Consider the following 12,984-nt stretch of genomic DNA (forward strand, 5'->3'; position numbering starts at 1 on the left):
CAGGTGCGGCATCGTGGGTGGGGCGATAAATCGTGACGCTACGGGGCTGGTGCGGCATCGTGGGTGGGGCGATAAATCGTGACGCTAGGGGGCTGGTACGGCATCGTGGGTGGAGCGATAAATCGTGACGCTACGGGGCAGGTGCGGCATCGTGGGTGGGGCGATAAATCGTGACGCTACGAGTTGCATTGTGGGACGCTCAGGTTCATACTATTGTTATATTATAACATTACATAAGGCGAGAAATTATGAAACCTGATATCCATCCCCACTACCGCCCGGTGGTGTTCCACGACACTACGGCGAATGAATATTTTAAAGTCGGCTCCACCATCAAAACTGAACGTACTATCGAATTTGAAGGCGAAGTGCTGCCCTATGTCACACTCGATGTCTCTTCAAAATCGCATGTGTACTACACCGGCAAACAGAAAGATTTTGCCAAAGAAGGCAGCGCGGCACGCTTCAACCAGCGTTTTGGTCGTTTCCTCGGTCGCGGTAAGGCATAACGGAGCACCACATGCAGGTATTGAGTTCATTGCGTTCAGCGAAGACCCGTCACAAAGATTGCAAAGTCGTGCGTCGTAAAGGTCGTATCTATGTGATCTGTAAAACCAATCCGCGCTTTAAAGCGGTACAGGGAAGAAAGAAGAAAAAACGTTAGGATGGTGTCGTGATAATTGGCCGGGTTAATACCCGGCCTTTTTTATTACTGCATACTTTTCAGCATGGCATTCACGTTGTGCTTGAATGCTGCTTCATAGCTGGCGGCCGGACCATTGGCTTCCGACAACGCTTCCGGATACAGTTCGCCACCCGGTTTGGCGCCGGTTGCGCTGGCAATCTGCTTCACCAGACGCGGATCGGTCTGATTCTCCATAAAGTAGGTATTGATGTGCTCAGCCTTAAGCTGTTTGATGATCGAGGCGACATCGCTGGCGCTGGCTTCCGCTTCCGTTGAGAAACCGACCGGGGCGAGGAATTCCACGCCATAGCGCTGGCCAAAATAACCAAACGCATCATGGCTGGTCAGCACTTTGCGTTTATTCTGCGGTACAGCGGCAAAGGATGTTTTTGCCCAGCTATCGAGTTTCTGTAATTGCTGGATATAGTTTTCGCCCTGTTTACGAATGGCGGCGGCATCTTCCGGATCGGCCTTGATTAACGCGTTCATAACGTTAGTGGCATAAATCACGCCATTCGCCATGCTGTTCCACGCGTGCGGATCGGTAATGGTTTTACCATCATCCACCATTTCACGGGTATTGATGCCGGTTGAGGCCACCACCAGCGTGCCTTTGTAACCTGATGCGCTCACCAGTCGATCCATCCAGCCTTCCAGCCCCAGACCGCTGACGAACACCACATCCGCCTGCGCCAGTGCCTGGCTATCCTGCGGAGTGGGTTCAAAAGTGTGAGGATCGCCATTTGGCCCCACCAGCGATTTAACTTTAACGTGATCGCCACCAACTTGTTTCACGATATCCGCCAGCACGGTAAAACTCGCTACCGCATCCACCGTTTTTGCCAGCGCCAGCGGGCTGATCAACATGGCACCCAACGCCAGGCTAATTGGTAACTTCTTCATACATATCCCCTTATTGGTTTCGTTATCGGCGGCGCAGTAAACCGCCACATGGTCCTGTCAAAACAGAAAGCAAAAAAAGTCCGGCGGCACTCAGCACCACCGCCGGCCCCGCAGGCAGTGAGTAATGCCACGACAACATCAGCCCGATCAGCGCAGCGATCACTGCCAGCAACATGGCAACGCCGAGCATGCAGGCGAGATGGCGACTCCAGAAACGGGCGCTGGCGGCGGGCAACATCATCAATCCCACCGACATCAAAGTGCCCAGCACCTGAAAACCGGCCACCAGATTGAGGACCACCAGAGTGAGAAAAATGCCGTGCACCAGAGGGGCACTCCATTTGCCCTGTGCGCGCAGAAAATCGGGGTCGAAGGCGTCTATCACCAGCGGACGATAAATGATCGCCAGCATCAGTAACGTGAAGGCAGCAATACCGCCGACCAGCACAATTGCTGCGTTATCCACCGCCAGTAGCGAGCCAAACAGCACATGCAGCAGGTCAACGCTGGAACCGCGTAGTGACACCAGGGTGACCCCCAGTGCCAACGAACCCAGATAAAAACCGGCAAAGCTGGCATCTTCTTTAAGCGGGGTATATCGGCTGACAGCACCGGAGAGAAGCGCAACGGCCAGACCGGCAATCAAGCCACCAATCCCCATTGCCACCAGCGACAAACCAGAGATGAGATAGCCAATCGCCGCGCCGGGCAGTACCGCGTGAGAAAGTGCATCGCCAATCAGGCTCATGCGTCGTAATGAGAGAAACACACCCAGTGGTGTGGCACTCAGCGCCAGCGCCACGCAGGCCACCAGAGCACGGCGCATAAAACCGAATTCGATGAAAGGTTGCAGTAAGGTCACGATGCCACCTTCTGCAACAGAGAGACGCGGGCGGATTCAACTGCATCCAACGACAACACATCCTGAAAATAACGTTCTACCAAAGGACGGTCATGCAATACCACCAACAAGGTGGTGCCTGCCTGTTGCTGCTGTTGCAGGATTGACATCAATAAGGTCACGGTCTGGCTGTCGATACCATTAAAGGGTTCATCCAGCAGCCACAACTTGCTGCGTTGCAGCATCAGGCGTGCGAATAACACGCGCTGTAACTGACCTCCTGACAAGGTGGCAGGCTGTGCATCCGCGAAATCACGCATCTGCACCGCATCAAGCGCCGCATCAATCTCTTTGCGTAGCGCGCGGTTAATCGCGCCAAACCAACCACAACGCGGCCAGCACCCCATCGCGACCAACTCATAGGCCGTGACAGGGAAGCGCGTTTCCAACTCGGTACGCTGTGGCAGCCAACCCAGCTCTTTACGGGAAACCTTCAGCTCACAACGCCCTGAAATCGGCGTCAGTAAACCGGCGATGGTTTTCAACAGCGTCGATTTTCCGCTGCCATTGGCGCCAATCAACGCCGTCATACTGCCTGCTACCAACTCACCGTTGATCGTTGGCGTAACCCTTTGCCCTTGATAACCAGCCTGCAAGTGGTGAAAACGCATCATTTTTGCATGCCCCACACAATAGCCAATCCCAACAGGGCAACCAACAGCAGCGCGACCAGCAAGCGCCCGCCTAGCGACAACAGTAATCCACTATGATTCATACAGCACAACCAGGATGTTATAACATAACAATACACTATCAGACTCTTCTGTCGGTTAGTCAGGGGGAAAGTGTTTCAAAAGTTAACCAGCGCTATCCTGCATCCTCCCTCACCTTTCGAATTCGCCTCCTTTTCATGACCTCCCGTAATGCAATTCATCACAACAATAGCTATTTATGCTTAAGGTGAGCTTGCAATGTTTGTCAGAAACCCCAATGATAGAAACAACAGCCTTTATACCGGGTTAACGATGCAGGCCATTATTCATTGTGATATTGCGGTCGGTGAGGATAACTGCACAAAGTTGCAGGCATTAATTCAAGGGCATATTCTCAAAATAGCCTCAGCGCTGGCGGGTGATTTACAATGGTATTCACAAAATGCGCGATTAGTTCCCGAGAGTTTTCGCATTATTTCCATCAAGATTATCGCTAATAATCGATTTAAAATGCTTTACGATTTCCAGTGGAATTTATTTAGTCCCTGTCAGGATTTAAATGAAACCTTTACACGTCAGGAAGATGTTCTGTTTCATATCCAGCCGGGCGCACTGGTGTTCGAAGTGATAGACAATACACGCCCTTCACCCGCCGATGAATTGTAATATTTGGTAATGGAGGTGAGCAAAACTAATGAATCTGGATTATATTTGAGGAGTCGCTGAATTCATTTTATTCGTGATCGCTTCCTGGCCACTTTTCCAAATCTCGCCGCGCTGCGGTAACCGTGCTAGCTATGGAGGGGAAAAAGATGGACGAATACTCACCGAAACGGCATGATATTGCCCAGCTTAAATTTCTGTGTGAGAACCTGTTTGACGAAAGTATGGCAACATTAACTGACAGTCATCATGGCTGGGTTAATGATCCTACTTCTGAAAGCAATTTACAGCTCAACGATTTGATTGAGCATATCGCGTCTTTCACGATGAATTACAAAATTAAGCATGTTGAAGATGAAGCACTGATAACGCAAATCGATGAATATCTTGACGATACCTTTATGTTGTTTAGCAGTTACGGAATCAATACTCAGGATCTTCAACGTTGGCAACGTTCAGCACGACGCTTATTTAACCTGTTTGCCGAAGAGTGCGCTTTTCTACAGCAACCCAGCCATTCCTTTTAGCATCAGAGTGAGAACGATTTATTTATGAGCAATCAAGCCTTAACCAAAACCGATTATTTGATGCGACTGCGCCGCTGTCGCTCAATCGATACCCTTGAGCGGGTGATTGAAAAAAACAAGTATGAATTGTCCGATGACGAGTTAGCGGTATTTTACTCGGCTGCCGATCACCGCCTTGCAGAGCTGACGATGAATAAGCTCTACGATAAAGTGCCCGGATCTGTCTGGAAGTTCGTCCGCTAAGTTTTTCCCCTCTCTTGCCCAGCCTGTTGCATCAACCGATTTTCAGGGATTGACCTTTCACTGGCAAAGGAGTGCCAGCAGCACGCTATTGATTGAATTTAAGGGGATTTTTTCGAGGCAGAAATGGTGGAGGCCCTGCCAGCTACATCCCGGCACACGCGTCGCCTGCTGCGGCTGCTTCCTTCCGGACCTGACCGAGTTCACAAGTTAGCATTGCGGGAGAACCAACAGGGCCCCCATTGACTAGCCCTCATTACGAGAGCGCTGGCATTATCAGGTAAGCCCCCGGCAATTGCAAGCAAACGCCGGATGACCGTTGTTTTCTTGAACAGACAGGCGATTATACCTGCCCTGGTTCATGTTAAAGTCTGCCCTTTGCGGTTATTCAGGACGCCCCAATGAGTGAACACGATAGCTTTCCGCAGCGCGTGTGGCAGATTGTTGCCGCCATTCCCCCCGGTAAAGTGATGACCTATGGTGATGTCGCCCGTCTGGCTGGATCCCCGCGTGCGGCACGTCAGGTGGGTGGCGTGCTGAAACGTCTCCCGCCCGGCAGCCAGTTACCCTGGCATCGTGTCCTGAATCGTCACGGGCGTATTTCGCTACAGGGTGATGATTTGTTTCGTCAGCGCGATGCGCTGGAAGCTGAAGGGATCGAGGTGAGTGATGCGGGAGAAATCGAACTGGCGCGATATCGTTGGGATCAGGATTGATACCCGGTACACATTCGTCCCGGTGCGATAAATCGCGCCGGGACGATATCCGTTTACATACTGGTCGCCGCAGGCACTGAAGACGATGGTGTCACCTGCGTTGGAGAGGTAGACGGCACGGTCGTTGCCGCACCAGGCTGCGTTGGCATCGCCATATTGGTGGTAGGCACCAGCAACAATTCGACCTTGGTTCCGCCCTGATTGATCACCGGTTTCACCGTATCAGTGATAAACGCCAGTCTGCCATCAATGGCTATTGCTGCACTCAACAGAATGCGTGCGTTCGGCTGGATATCTGCCGGGTTAAAGGGCAGCACAAACTGGAACGGTGCCTGTTTACCCTCGGTACGCACCACATGCTGCGCCAGCACGCGGGATGGCGCATCGGACTGTGAGGCATCTGACAGAGTCACCGTCAGCACCGCATCCGGCGGTAACGCAATACGCTGGCGAATATAAATGGAGCCACTTACATTCGGCTGCGCAATGGTCGTTTGCTGTCCGGCAACCGTTGCACCCAACGTTGGCGTTGCCACCGGTTTGCTGTGATCCGCGCACCCTGCGACCGCCACAGCCAATGTCATACCGCTAATGATTTGCCAGAGTTTCATTGATGTCGTCTCCTTATGAACACTATGATTGTCGGCGGGAAAAAATAATGTGCAGCTATTCCACCGCCGAATGCCCTTAATTCTGGCACAAAAATCCGCAATGCGCTTAAGACGGGTCTTAGATTGCTGAAACCACGGCAAAAAGATTGACGACAACTGGTCGGATCTTTCAAACTTGCCCGACCGGTATCACTGAGGAATCCGTTATGAGCCAGGCACTGCACAACCTGCTTAATTTGTTGAATCTGGAAAAACTGGAAGAGGGATTATTTCGCGGTCAAAGCGAAGACCTCGGCCTGCGTCAGGTGTTTGGTGGTCAGGTGGTTGGCCAGGCGCTTTATGCAGCGAAACAGACAGTGCCGGAAGCACGTATCATTCACTCATTCCATAGTTACTTCCTGCGTCCGGGCGATAGCCAGAAAGCCATTATCTATGATGTGGAAACTCTACGGGATGGCAAAAGCTTTAGCGCGCGCCGCGTCAGCGCTGTGCAAAATGGACAACCGATCTTCTACATGACGGCCTCGTTCCAGGCACCGGAAAGCGGATTTGAGCATCAGAACAGCATGCCACAGGTCCCCGCCCCGGATAATTTGCCATCGGAACAGGATCTGGCGCATAAGCTGGCAGCGCATCTGCCGATTAAATTACGGGAAAAATTCCTCTCTGAACGTCCACTCGATATTCGTCCGGTGCAGATTCACAACCCGCTGAAAGGCCGTGTTGATGAGCCGGTACGTCAGGTGTGGGTGCGTGCTAACGGCCAACTGCCGCAGGATCGCCGAATTCACCAATATCTGCTTGGCTATGCATCAGACCTCAACTTCCTGCCTGTAGCGCTTCAGCCGCACGGCAAAGGCTTCCTTGAGCCCGACATGCAGGTCGCGACTATCGACCACTCAATGTGGTTCCACCGCCCGTTCGACCTGTCAGAATGGCTGCTGTATAGCGTAGTCAGCACCTCAGCATCAGGTGCACGCGGGTTTGTACGCGGGGAGTTTTTTACTCAGGATGGCACGCTGGTGGCAACCACGGTGCAGGAAGGGGTGATGCGCCAACGCAGCGAATAAAAAAAGGGGCGATGACTCGCCCCTTCTGCTTTTTATTATTTTAGCGCACTGCTCTCTTTTTCAGCCCGGCTCTTACTGGTTGTAAGCGTTTTCGCCGTGGCTGTTAACATCCAGACCTTCACGTTCCTGATCTTCCGGAACACGCAGGCCAACAATCATATCGGCCAGTTTGAAGCCAATGAAGGCAACCACACCAGACCAGACGATGGTGACACCCACGCTGAACAGCTGGATCCACACCTGATGGCCCATAGTTACGCCTTCAGCATAACCTACGCCACCCAGTGAAGAGGAAGCGAACACGCCAGTCAGGATACAACCCACGATGCCGCACACGCCGTGCACACCGAACACATCACACGGGTCATCAACACGCAGCCATTTCTTCAGGGTGGTGACACCCCACAGGCCAGCCAAACCACCGACCAGACCGATAATCAGCGCGCCGCCAACACCGACATAACCACACGCCGGAGTGATAGCAACCAGACCTGCGATGAAGCCTGAAGAGGCACCCAGCAGAGAAGGCTTACCACGCAGTGCCCACTCACCGAAGGTCCAGGACAGTACCGCACCCGCCGTCGCAATGACGGTGTTCAGGAATGCCAGGGCAGCGATTTCGTTGGCAGCAGAAGCAGAACCCGCGTTGAAGCCGAACCAGCCCACATACAGGATTGCAGTACCCGTGAACACCATTGGCAGGTTGTGCGGTTTAAATGCTTCTTTACCGAAGCCAGCACGTTTGCCCACCAGATAAGCACCGACCAGACCAGCAACCGCAGCGTTGATGTGAACAACGGTACCGCCCGCGAAGTCCAGCGCGCCATCAGATGCCAGCAGACCGCCAGCCCAGACCATGTGTGCAATCGGCAGATAAGCCAGAGTCAGCCATACCGCAACGAAAATCAGCACCGCAGAGAAACGAATACGTTCCGCAATGGAACCCACAATCAGGCCCACGGTGATACAGGCGAAGGAAGCCTGGAACGCAACGTGGATATATTGATAGAAGGTGCCCATCAGCGCTTTCAGCTCGATATTTTTCAACATCGCCCACTGGAAGCTACCGAAGAAGGCATTGCCTTCGCTGAAAGCCAGCGAGTAACCGTAAATCATCCACAGCACACAAACCAGAGAGAAGGTTACCGCTACCTGAGTCAGCATGGACAATACGTTTTTACCGCGGATCAGACCGCCGTAAAACAGGGCGATGCCCGGAATCGACATGAACAACACCAACGCGGTGCAGATCATCATAAACGCGTTATCGGCTTTATCCGCAACGGCAGGAGCTGCCGCCATGGCCAGAGACGGTAACAGCGCCAGGCTGGTCAGGCCTAACTTCGTCATCATTTTATTCATTTCTTTCCATCCCATCACAATCAAGGCCTAGTTACAGTGCTGCTTCGTCGGTCTCGCCAGTACGAATACGGATAACGCGTTGCAGTTCCGCAACGAAAATTTTGCCGTCGCCAATCTTGCCGGTGTAAGCGGCTTTGCTGATCACATCCACGACTTCGTCCAGTTGATCATCAGCAATGGCGATATCAATTTTTACTTTTGGCAGGAAGTTCACGCTGTACTCGGCACCGCGATAAAGCTCTGCGTGACCTTTCTGGCGACCGAAACCCTTCACTTCGGTAACTGTCAGTCCCTGAATGCCAATAGAGGATAAGGCTTCACGCACGTCCTCCAGCTTAAATGGTTTGATTACCACGGTAACCAGCTTCATACGATCCCCTCCAGGTATTTAATGAGTGAGTCTTACCGGACACGCAGGGATATAAGCAAAGGGTGTGCCATAAATAAAAAAACCGCAGAGTCAGCAGATTAGCCGCGCTACAGCGCGCTTCGTTCTGTGATGAACAACACAAATACCAGCAGGAAAGGAAGAAAGGAGTGGATTGTTTGCACCTCTTTGGTGCTTACAGCCTCAAAGAAGTGCATTTCTACAGAATAATCCGATAAAGGTGCGCAAAAAAGGTGCAAGTCACCCTTCAGTCGTTAAGGGAATGCCCGCCGCGAGTTCATCGCCCGCCTGTTGCAGCTGATACATTTGCCAGTAACGCCCCTGTTGCGCCAGTAACAGGGTATGCGTACCGCGTTCAGCGACCTGACCGCGATGCAGGACCAGAATCTGGTCTGCCTCAGTAATAGTGGAGAGGCGATGCGCGATCACCACCAGCGTGCTGTGCTGACGCAAGGCACGCAGGGCGTGCTGAATCGCCTGCTCAGTGCCGGAATCGATATTGGCGGTGGCTTCATCAAGGATCAAAATTTGCGGCAGCGATACCAGCACCCGCGCCAGCGCTAACAACTGTTTCTGACCGACCGACAGGTTATTGCCCTGCTCGCCCAACCGGGTGTGAATACCCTCCGGCATAGCGCGCACCAGATCGGCAAGCTGCACCGTCTCCAGCGCCTGCCACACCGCCTGCTCCGTGATATCGCGCCCAAGACGGACATTGGCGAGCAAGGTATCTGCCAGCACCACCGGGTCCTGTTGCACCATCGCTACCCCCTGACGTAACGCCTGATGCGTCAGTTGTGGCAATGGACGACCGTCCAGTTCGATACTGCCGCGCGTCACCGGGTAGTACCCCATCAGCAGGTTTGCCAGCGTACTTTTTCCACTGCCGGTATGGCCAACCAACGCAATAAAGCCACGGGGCGGCACGTCCAGATCGATCTGGCTTAACACGTCACGATCGGCGCGATAGGCGAAGCTGACATCACGCAGGGAAATACGCCCGGAGGCCAGTGGCCGGTTATCCGTGCCGTAATCCTGCTGAGTCGCATCCATCAACTCAAAGATGCGCTCACCCGACACCACCGCCTGTTGCAGCATCGATTGTTGGGTAGTGAGTTCAATCAACGGCTCATTCAGACGCCCGAGGTAAGTGATAAAGGCATACAGAACGCCCACCTCAAACACGCCTGGGTTAGCAAAGCTGAACAGCATCAGCAGGCCGCACAAAATTAGTGCAGAGAATAAACTCAGCAATGGACGCAGCAAGAAGCCATCCAGTCGTAGCGTCTCCATTCGCGCCAGATAGTGCGAACGGCTGGCCTCCCCCATGCGCTCACCAAAGCGCGCCTGCTGGCGGAACTGCTGGATGACACTCATGCCGTTAATCACTTCATTGAAGCCGTTATTGATATCGGCCAGATAGCTACGCACCCGGCGCGCTATCGGTGTGCTGTAGCGCTGATAAATCAACATCACCGTCAATACCAGCGGGAAAATTACAATCGCCACCAGCGCCATACGCCAGTCGAGCGCAAACATGGCCACCAGCATCGCGCCGATCAACGCGGCACTGCGCAACACCGTTGCCACCACCGTGACATACAGATCGCGGATCACCTCGGTATCGTTGGTCACGCGTGAGATGATTTGCCCGACCGGTTGGGTATCGAAGGCGCTTAACGGCTGACGTAGCGCGGCATTCATCACATCAGAACGTAATTTTTGCACCACACCGATCGCCGCGCGGTTGAACAGCAACGACTGAAAATAGTGCAGGCCCGCTGCCAGCAATTGCAGCAGAATAAATCCGACCACCAACCCAGCGACAATGCCCCACGGCATCTGGTGTTGCGCCACCAGATGATCAATAAAATAACTGACTAACACCGGCCCGGTGACTTCGGCCGCCGCCGCCAGCCATAACATGCCCACGGCCAGCCATAACGATTTACGCCACGGTTTGCCGTAGGCCAGTAAACGTTTCAAGGTTGGCCACAGACGCACAGATTTAGCCACGACTCGCTCCTTCGCTGATCTCATCCTCGTCCAGCGCCGCTTCCAGTTGCTGATAACGGTACATATCACGATACCAACCGCTTTCTGCCACCAGATCGTCGTGGTCACCACGCTGCATCACCTGACCCTGCTGCAATACCAGAATCTCGCTGGCTTCGGTCAGCGCCGACAGACGATGCGCACTGATAATCAGCGTACGGCCCCGACCCCATTGCCGCAGGTTGTGCAGAATATCGTGCTCGGTGCGTCCATCCACCGCAGATAATGCATCATCCAGAATCAGGATCTCGGCATTCAGCAACAGCGCACGCGCAATAGCGATGCGCTGCTTCTGACCGCCTGAGAGCATCACGCCACGTTCACCCACCTCGGTTTCATAGCCCTGCGGCAGCCGCAGGATATCCTCATGAACGCAGGCCATCTTCGCCACCTGCTCAATCTCCTGCTGGCTGGCATTGGGTCGACCTAACGCAAGGTTATTGGCGACGGTATCGGAAAACAGGAACGGCGTCTGGCTCACCACCGCCAGGCGGCTGCGCCAGCTATCAATGCGCAACTGCGACAGCGGGGTGTTGTGATAGCGAATATCGCCTTGTTCAAGGTCGAAATGGCGCTGAAGCAAACTTAACAGCGTGCTTTTACCACAGCCAGTGGGGCCACATAAGCCCAGCATTTGGCCAGGTTTGAGCTGAAAATTGACATGGCTGAGCGCCACACCGGCACTCGCCGGATAGCGAAACTCGCGGATCGCCACCTGCAAATTCCCGGCTTCCGGCGGCAGCATTTGTTGGCCGTCTTCCACTGCCGGAGCTTCCGCCAGCAACGCACGGATACGGCTCCAGGCCGCGCTGCCACGCTCAACGATATTGAACATCCACGCCAGTGCCAGCATCGGCCAAATCATCAGGCCGAGGTACATTACAAAGCTGGTGAGCTGCCCTAACGTCAGGCTGCCATGCCACACCATCCAGCTCCCGCCACCAATCGCCAGCAAATTGGAGAAACCAATCGCGATATAGATGGTGGGATCAAAACGCGCATCTACCCTTGCCACTCGCAGGTTTTTCTCGCCAGTATCACGCGCGATGGCCGCAAACTGCTGCGACTGATGATCTTCCAGACCAAAGGCTTTGATCATGCGAATGCTGGTCAGGCTTTCCTGAGTTTGATCATTCAGGCTGGAGAACGCCGCCTGTGCCAGTTTGAAACGATCATGCAACTGATTGCCGTAGCGATGGATAATCAGAGCCATAATCGGCATCGGCACCAGCGCCAGTAACGTCAACTGCCAGCTGATTTGTACGCTCATCACCACCAGCACCACACAACCCATCACCAGTGAATCCACCAGCGTCAGCACCCCTTCCCCGGCGGCGAAGACCACGCGGTCAACATCGTTGGTGGCGCGGGCGATCAGATCACCGGTGCGATGACGCAGGTAAAATGCCGGATGCTGGCGGCTCAATTGACGGTAAAAATCTTCACGTAATTTCACCGCCAGTTGGTAAGAGGCTCCGAACAGCAGCACGCGCCAGACATAACGCAGCAGATAAACCACCACCGCAGTGACCAGCATCACGCCGATCCACATCATCAGTCGTCCGGTGCTTAAGGTATGTTGGGTGACGCCATCAACAATTACGCCCACCAAATGTGGCGGCAGCAATTGCAGAAGCGCAATGATGATGAGCAGAGTGACCGCGCCCAGATATCGCCGCCACTCGCGCAGAAAATACCAACTTAACTGGCTGAATAATCGCACAAGACTGTCTCTTTCTTTACCCGTCAGGGTGCTACCGGCAATGCGGTTGTGTATTTAATTTCTTCCATCGCGAAACTGGAGGTCACGTCAATCAGACCCGGTACGCCATTCACCAGCCGCTTATAAAAACCATCGTAACTTTTCATATCTGCCACCTGAATACGCAGCAGATAGTCATATTCGCCGGCCATACGATAGAACGCCATTACCTCCGGCATCTGCTGGACCACGCTGACAAATTGCTGATACCAGTCGCTGCTATGCTGCTGGGTTTTGACAAACATGAACGCGGTCAGCGCCAGACCGATTTTATCGCCGTCTAACAGCGCCACGCGCGCACGAATAATGCCATCATCTTCCAGTTTTTTCAGGCGTTTCCAGCACGGGGTGGTGGTGAGATTGACCGCATCTGCCAGCGTCTGGAGTGACAAGGTGCAATCCTGCTGTAATAGCGCCAGCAGTTTACGGTCAGTTTTATCTAGCATTT

16 protein-coding genes and 1 other RNA gene are annotated in these 12,984 nt (G+C 53.5%); 7 read left to right on the top strand and 10 right to left on the bottom strand.

Annotated elements, in window-relative coordinates:
- Positions 1-248 precede the first annotated feature (248 nt).
- Together L579_RS19145 and ykgO are read left to right on the top strand one after the other, a co-directional pair.
- Positions 249-509: a type B 50S ribosomal protein L31 gene (locus tag L579_RS19145; RefSeq protein WP_021185821.1), complete on the top strand. Its 261-nt coding sequence runs from the start codon at positions 249-251 to the stop codon at positions 507-509.
- Positions 510-520: 11 nt separating this feature from the next.
- Positions 521-664, top strand: a complete 144-nt coding sequence (gene ykgO / locus L579_RS19150; RefSeq protein ID WP_013508157.1) for a type B 50S ribosomal protein L36 — start codon at positions 521-523, stop codon at positions 662-664.
- Between the two features lie 45 nt (positions 665-709).
- Here ykgO and L579_RS19155 read toward each other — a convergent pair whose 3' ends face one another.
- From L579_RS19155 to L579_RS19165, 3 genes are read right to left on the bottom strand one after another with little or no spacing between them, the layout of a single operon-like run.
- The gene (locus tag L579_RS19155) at positions 710-1,588 is read right to left on the bottom strand and encodes a metal ABC transporter substrate-binding protein (protein ID WP_021185822.1); all 879 of its coding nucleotides are present in this window, start codon (positions 1,586-1,588) and stop codon (positions 710-712) included.
- Positions 1,589-1,610: 22 nt separating this feature from the next.
- Positions 1,611-2,450, bottom strand: coding sequence for a metal ABC transporter permease (locus L579_RS19160; protein WP_021185823.1), 840 nt, complete (start codon positions 2,448-2,450; stop codon positions 1,611-1,613).
- Entirely contained in the window at positions 2,447-3,103 is a 657-nt protein-coding gene (locus L579_RS19165) for a metal ABC transporter ATP-binding protein (protein WP_021185824.1), read from the bottom strand. Before L579_RS19165 ends, L579_RS19160 begins: the two co-directional genes overlap by 4 nt.
- A 351-nt stretch (positions 3,104-3,454) precedes the next feature.
- Between L579_RS19165 and L579_RS19170 the strand changes: the two genes are divergently transcribed.
- From L579_RS19170 to L579_RS19180, 3 genes are all read left to right on the top strand, one after another.
- The gene (locus L579_RS19170; RefSeq protein ID WP_036627521.1) at positions 3,455-3,808 is read left to right on the top strand and encodes a hypothetical protein; all 354 of its coding nucleotides are present in this window, start codon (positions 3,455-3,457) and stop codon (positions 3,806-3,808) included.
- A gap of 146 nt (positions 3,809-3,954) precedes the next feature.
- Positions 3,955-4,332, top strand: a complete 378-nt coding sequence (tomB, locus tag L579_RS19175; RefSeq protein WP_021185827.1) for an Hha toxicity modulator TomB — start codon at positions 3,955-3,957, stop codon at positions 4,330-4,332.
- 24 nt (positions 4,333-4,356) lie between these two features.
- Positions 4,357-4,575, top strand: coding sequence for an HHA domain-containing protein (locus tag L579_RS19180; RefSeq protein ID WP_013508151.1), 219 nt, complete (start codon positions 4,357-4,359; stop codon positions 4,573-4,575).
- Positions 4,576-4,708: 133 nt separating this feature from the next.
- Here the strand turns inward: L579_RS19180 and ffs are convergent.
- Positions 4,709-4,805: signal recognition particle sRNA small type (gene ffs, locus L579_RS23430), an RNA gene on the bottom strand.
- A gap of 168 nt (positions 4,806-4,973) precedes the next feature.
- Between ffs and L579_RS19185 the strand changes: the two genes are divergently transcribed.
- A complete protein-coding gene (locus L579_RS19185) occupies positions 4,974-5,288 on the top strand; it encodes an MGMT family protein (RefSeq protein WP_013508150.1) in 315 nt (104 codons plus the stop codon).
- A 53-nt stretch (positions 5,289-5,341) separates the two neighbouring features.
- Here the strand turns inward: L579_RS19185 and L579_RS19190 are convergent, their stop codons facing one another.
- Entirely contained in the window at positions 5,342-5,899 is a 558-nt protein-coding gene (locus tag L579_RS19190) for a YbaY family lipoprotein (RefSeq protein WP_021185828.1), read from the bottom strand.
- A gap of 206 nt (positions 5,900-6,105) precedes the next feature.
- On the opposite strand from L579_RS19190, the gene tesB reads away from it, so the two are divergent.
- Positions 6,106-6,969, top strand: coding sequence for an acyl-CoA thioesterase II (tesB, locus tag L579_RS19195; protein ID WP_021185829.1), 864 nt, complete (start codon positions 6,106-6,108; stop codon positions 6,967-6,969).
- 72 nt (positions 6,970-7,041) lie between these two features.
- On the opposite strand, the gene amtB is transcribed toward tesB, so the two are convergent.
- The 5 genes from amtB to L579_RS19220 form a co-directional block, all read right to left on the bottom strand.
- Entirely contained in the window at positions 7,042-8,331 is a 1,290-nt protein-coding gene (gene amtB / locus L579_RS19200; protein ID WP_013508147.1) for an ammonium transporter AmtB, read from the bottom strand.
- 31 nt (positions 8,332-8,362) lie between these two features.
- On the bottom strand, positions 8,363-8,701 hold the full coding sequence (gene glnK / locus L579_RS19205; RefSeq protein WP_007886947.1) for a P-II family nitrogen regulator: 339 nt from the start codon (positions 8,699-8,701) through the stop codon (positions 8,363-8,365).
- A gap of 258 nt (positions 8,702-8,959) precedes the next feature.
- Positions 8,960-10,735, bottom strand: coding sequence for a SmdB family multidrug efflux ABC transporter permease/ATP-binding protein (locus L579_RS19210; RefSeq protein WP_021185830.1), 1,776 nt, complete (start codon positions 10,733-10,735; stop codon positions 8,960-8,962).
- Positions 10,728-12,497: a SmdA family multidrug ABC transporter permease/ATP-binding protein gene (locus L579_RS19215; protein WP_021185831.1), complete on the bottom strand. Its 1,770-nt coding sequence runs from the start codon at positions 12,495-12,497 to the stop codon at positions 10,728-10,730. Before L579_RS19215 ends, L579_RS19210 begins: the two co-directional genes overlap by 8 nt.
- Positions 12,498-12,520: 23 nt before the next feature.
- A complete protein-coding gene (locus L579_RS19220) occupies positions 12,521-12,982 on the bottom strand; it encodes an Lrp/AsnC family transcriptional regulator (protein ID WP_021185832.1) in 462 nt (153 codons plus the stop codon).
- Between the last annotated feature and the right edge of the window lie 2 nt (positions 12,983-12,984).

The organism is Pantoea sp. AS-PWVM4, from assembly GCF_000468095.1.
Taxonomy (GTDB): domain Bacteria; phylum Pseudomonadota; class Gammaproteobacteria; order Enterobacterales; family Enterobacteriaceae; genus Pantoea; species Pantoea phytobeneficialis.

What these genes read in the sequence shown, in the direction of transcription:
- L579_RS19190 (WP_021185828.1), bottom strand. Translation starts at nt 5,899, where the DNA reads ATGAAACTCTGGCAAATCATTAGCGGTATGACATTGGCTGTGGCGGTC.
- L579_RS19185 (WP_013508150.1), top strand. Translation starts at nt 4,974, where the DNA reads ATGAGTGAACACGATAGCTTTCCGCAGCGCGTGTGGCAGATTGTTGCC.
- L579_RS19220 (WP_021185832.1), bottom strand. Translation starts at nt 12,982, where the DNA reads ATGCTAGATAAAACTGACCGTAAACTGCTGGCGCTATTACAGCAGGAT.
- L579_RS19170 (WP_036627521.1), top strand. Translation starts at nt 3,455, where the DNA reads ATGCAGGCCATTATTCATTGTGATATTGCGGTCGGTGAGGATAACTGC.
- ykgO (WP_013508157.1), top strand. Translation starts at nt 521, where the DNA reads ATGCAGGTATTGAGTTCATTGCGTTCAGCGAAGACCCGTCACAAAGAT.
- L579_RS19180 (WP_013508151.1), top strand. Translation starts at nt 4,357, where the DNA reads ATGAGCAATCAAGCCTTAACCAAAACCGATTATTTGATGCGACTGCGC.
- L579_RS19155 (WP_021185822.1), bottom strand. Translation starts at nt 1,588, where the DNA reads ATGAAGAAGTTACCAATTAGCCTGGCGTTGGGTGCCATGTTGATCAGC.
- L579_RS19145 (WP_021185821.1), top strand. Translation starts at nt 249, where the DNA reads ATGAAACCTGATATCCATCCCCACTACCGCCCGGTGGTGTTCCACGAC.
- amtB (WP_013508147.1), bottom strand. Translation starts at nt 8,331, where the DNA reads ATGAATAAAATGATGACGAAGTTAGGCCTGACCAGCCTGGCGCTGTTA.
- tomB (WP_021185827.1), top strand. Translation starts at nt 3,955, where the DNA reads ATGGACGAATACTCACCGAAACGGCATGATATTGCCCAGCTTAAATTT.
- tesB (WP_021185829.1), top strand. Translation starts at nt 6,106, where the DNA reads ATGAGCCAGGCACTGCACAACCTGCTTAATTTGTTGAATCTGGAAAAA.
- glnK (WP_007886947.1), bottom strand. Translation starts at nt 8,701, where the DNA reads ATGAAGCTGGTTACCGTGGTAATCAAACCATTTAAGCTGGAGGACGTG.
- L579_RS19165 (WP_021185824.1), bottom strand. Translation starts at nt 3,103, where the DNA reads ATGATGCGTTTTCACCACTTGCAGGCTGGTTATCAAGGGCAAAGGGTT.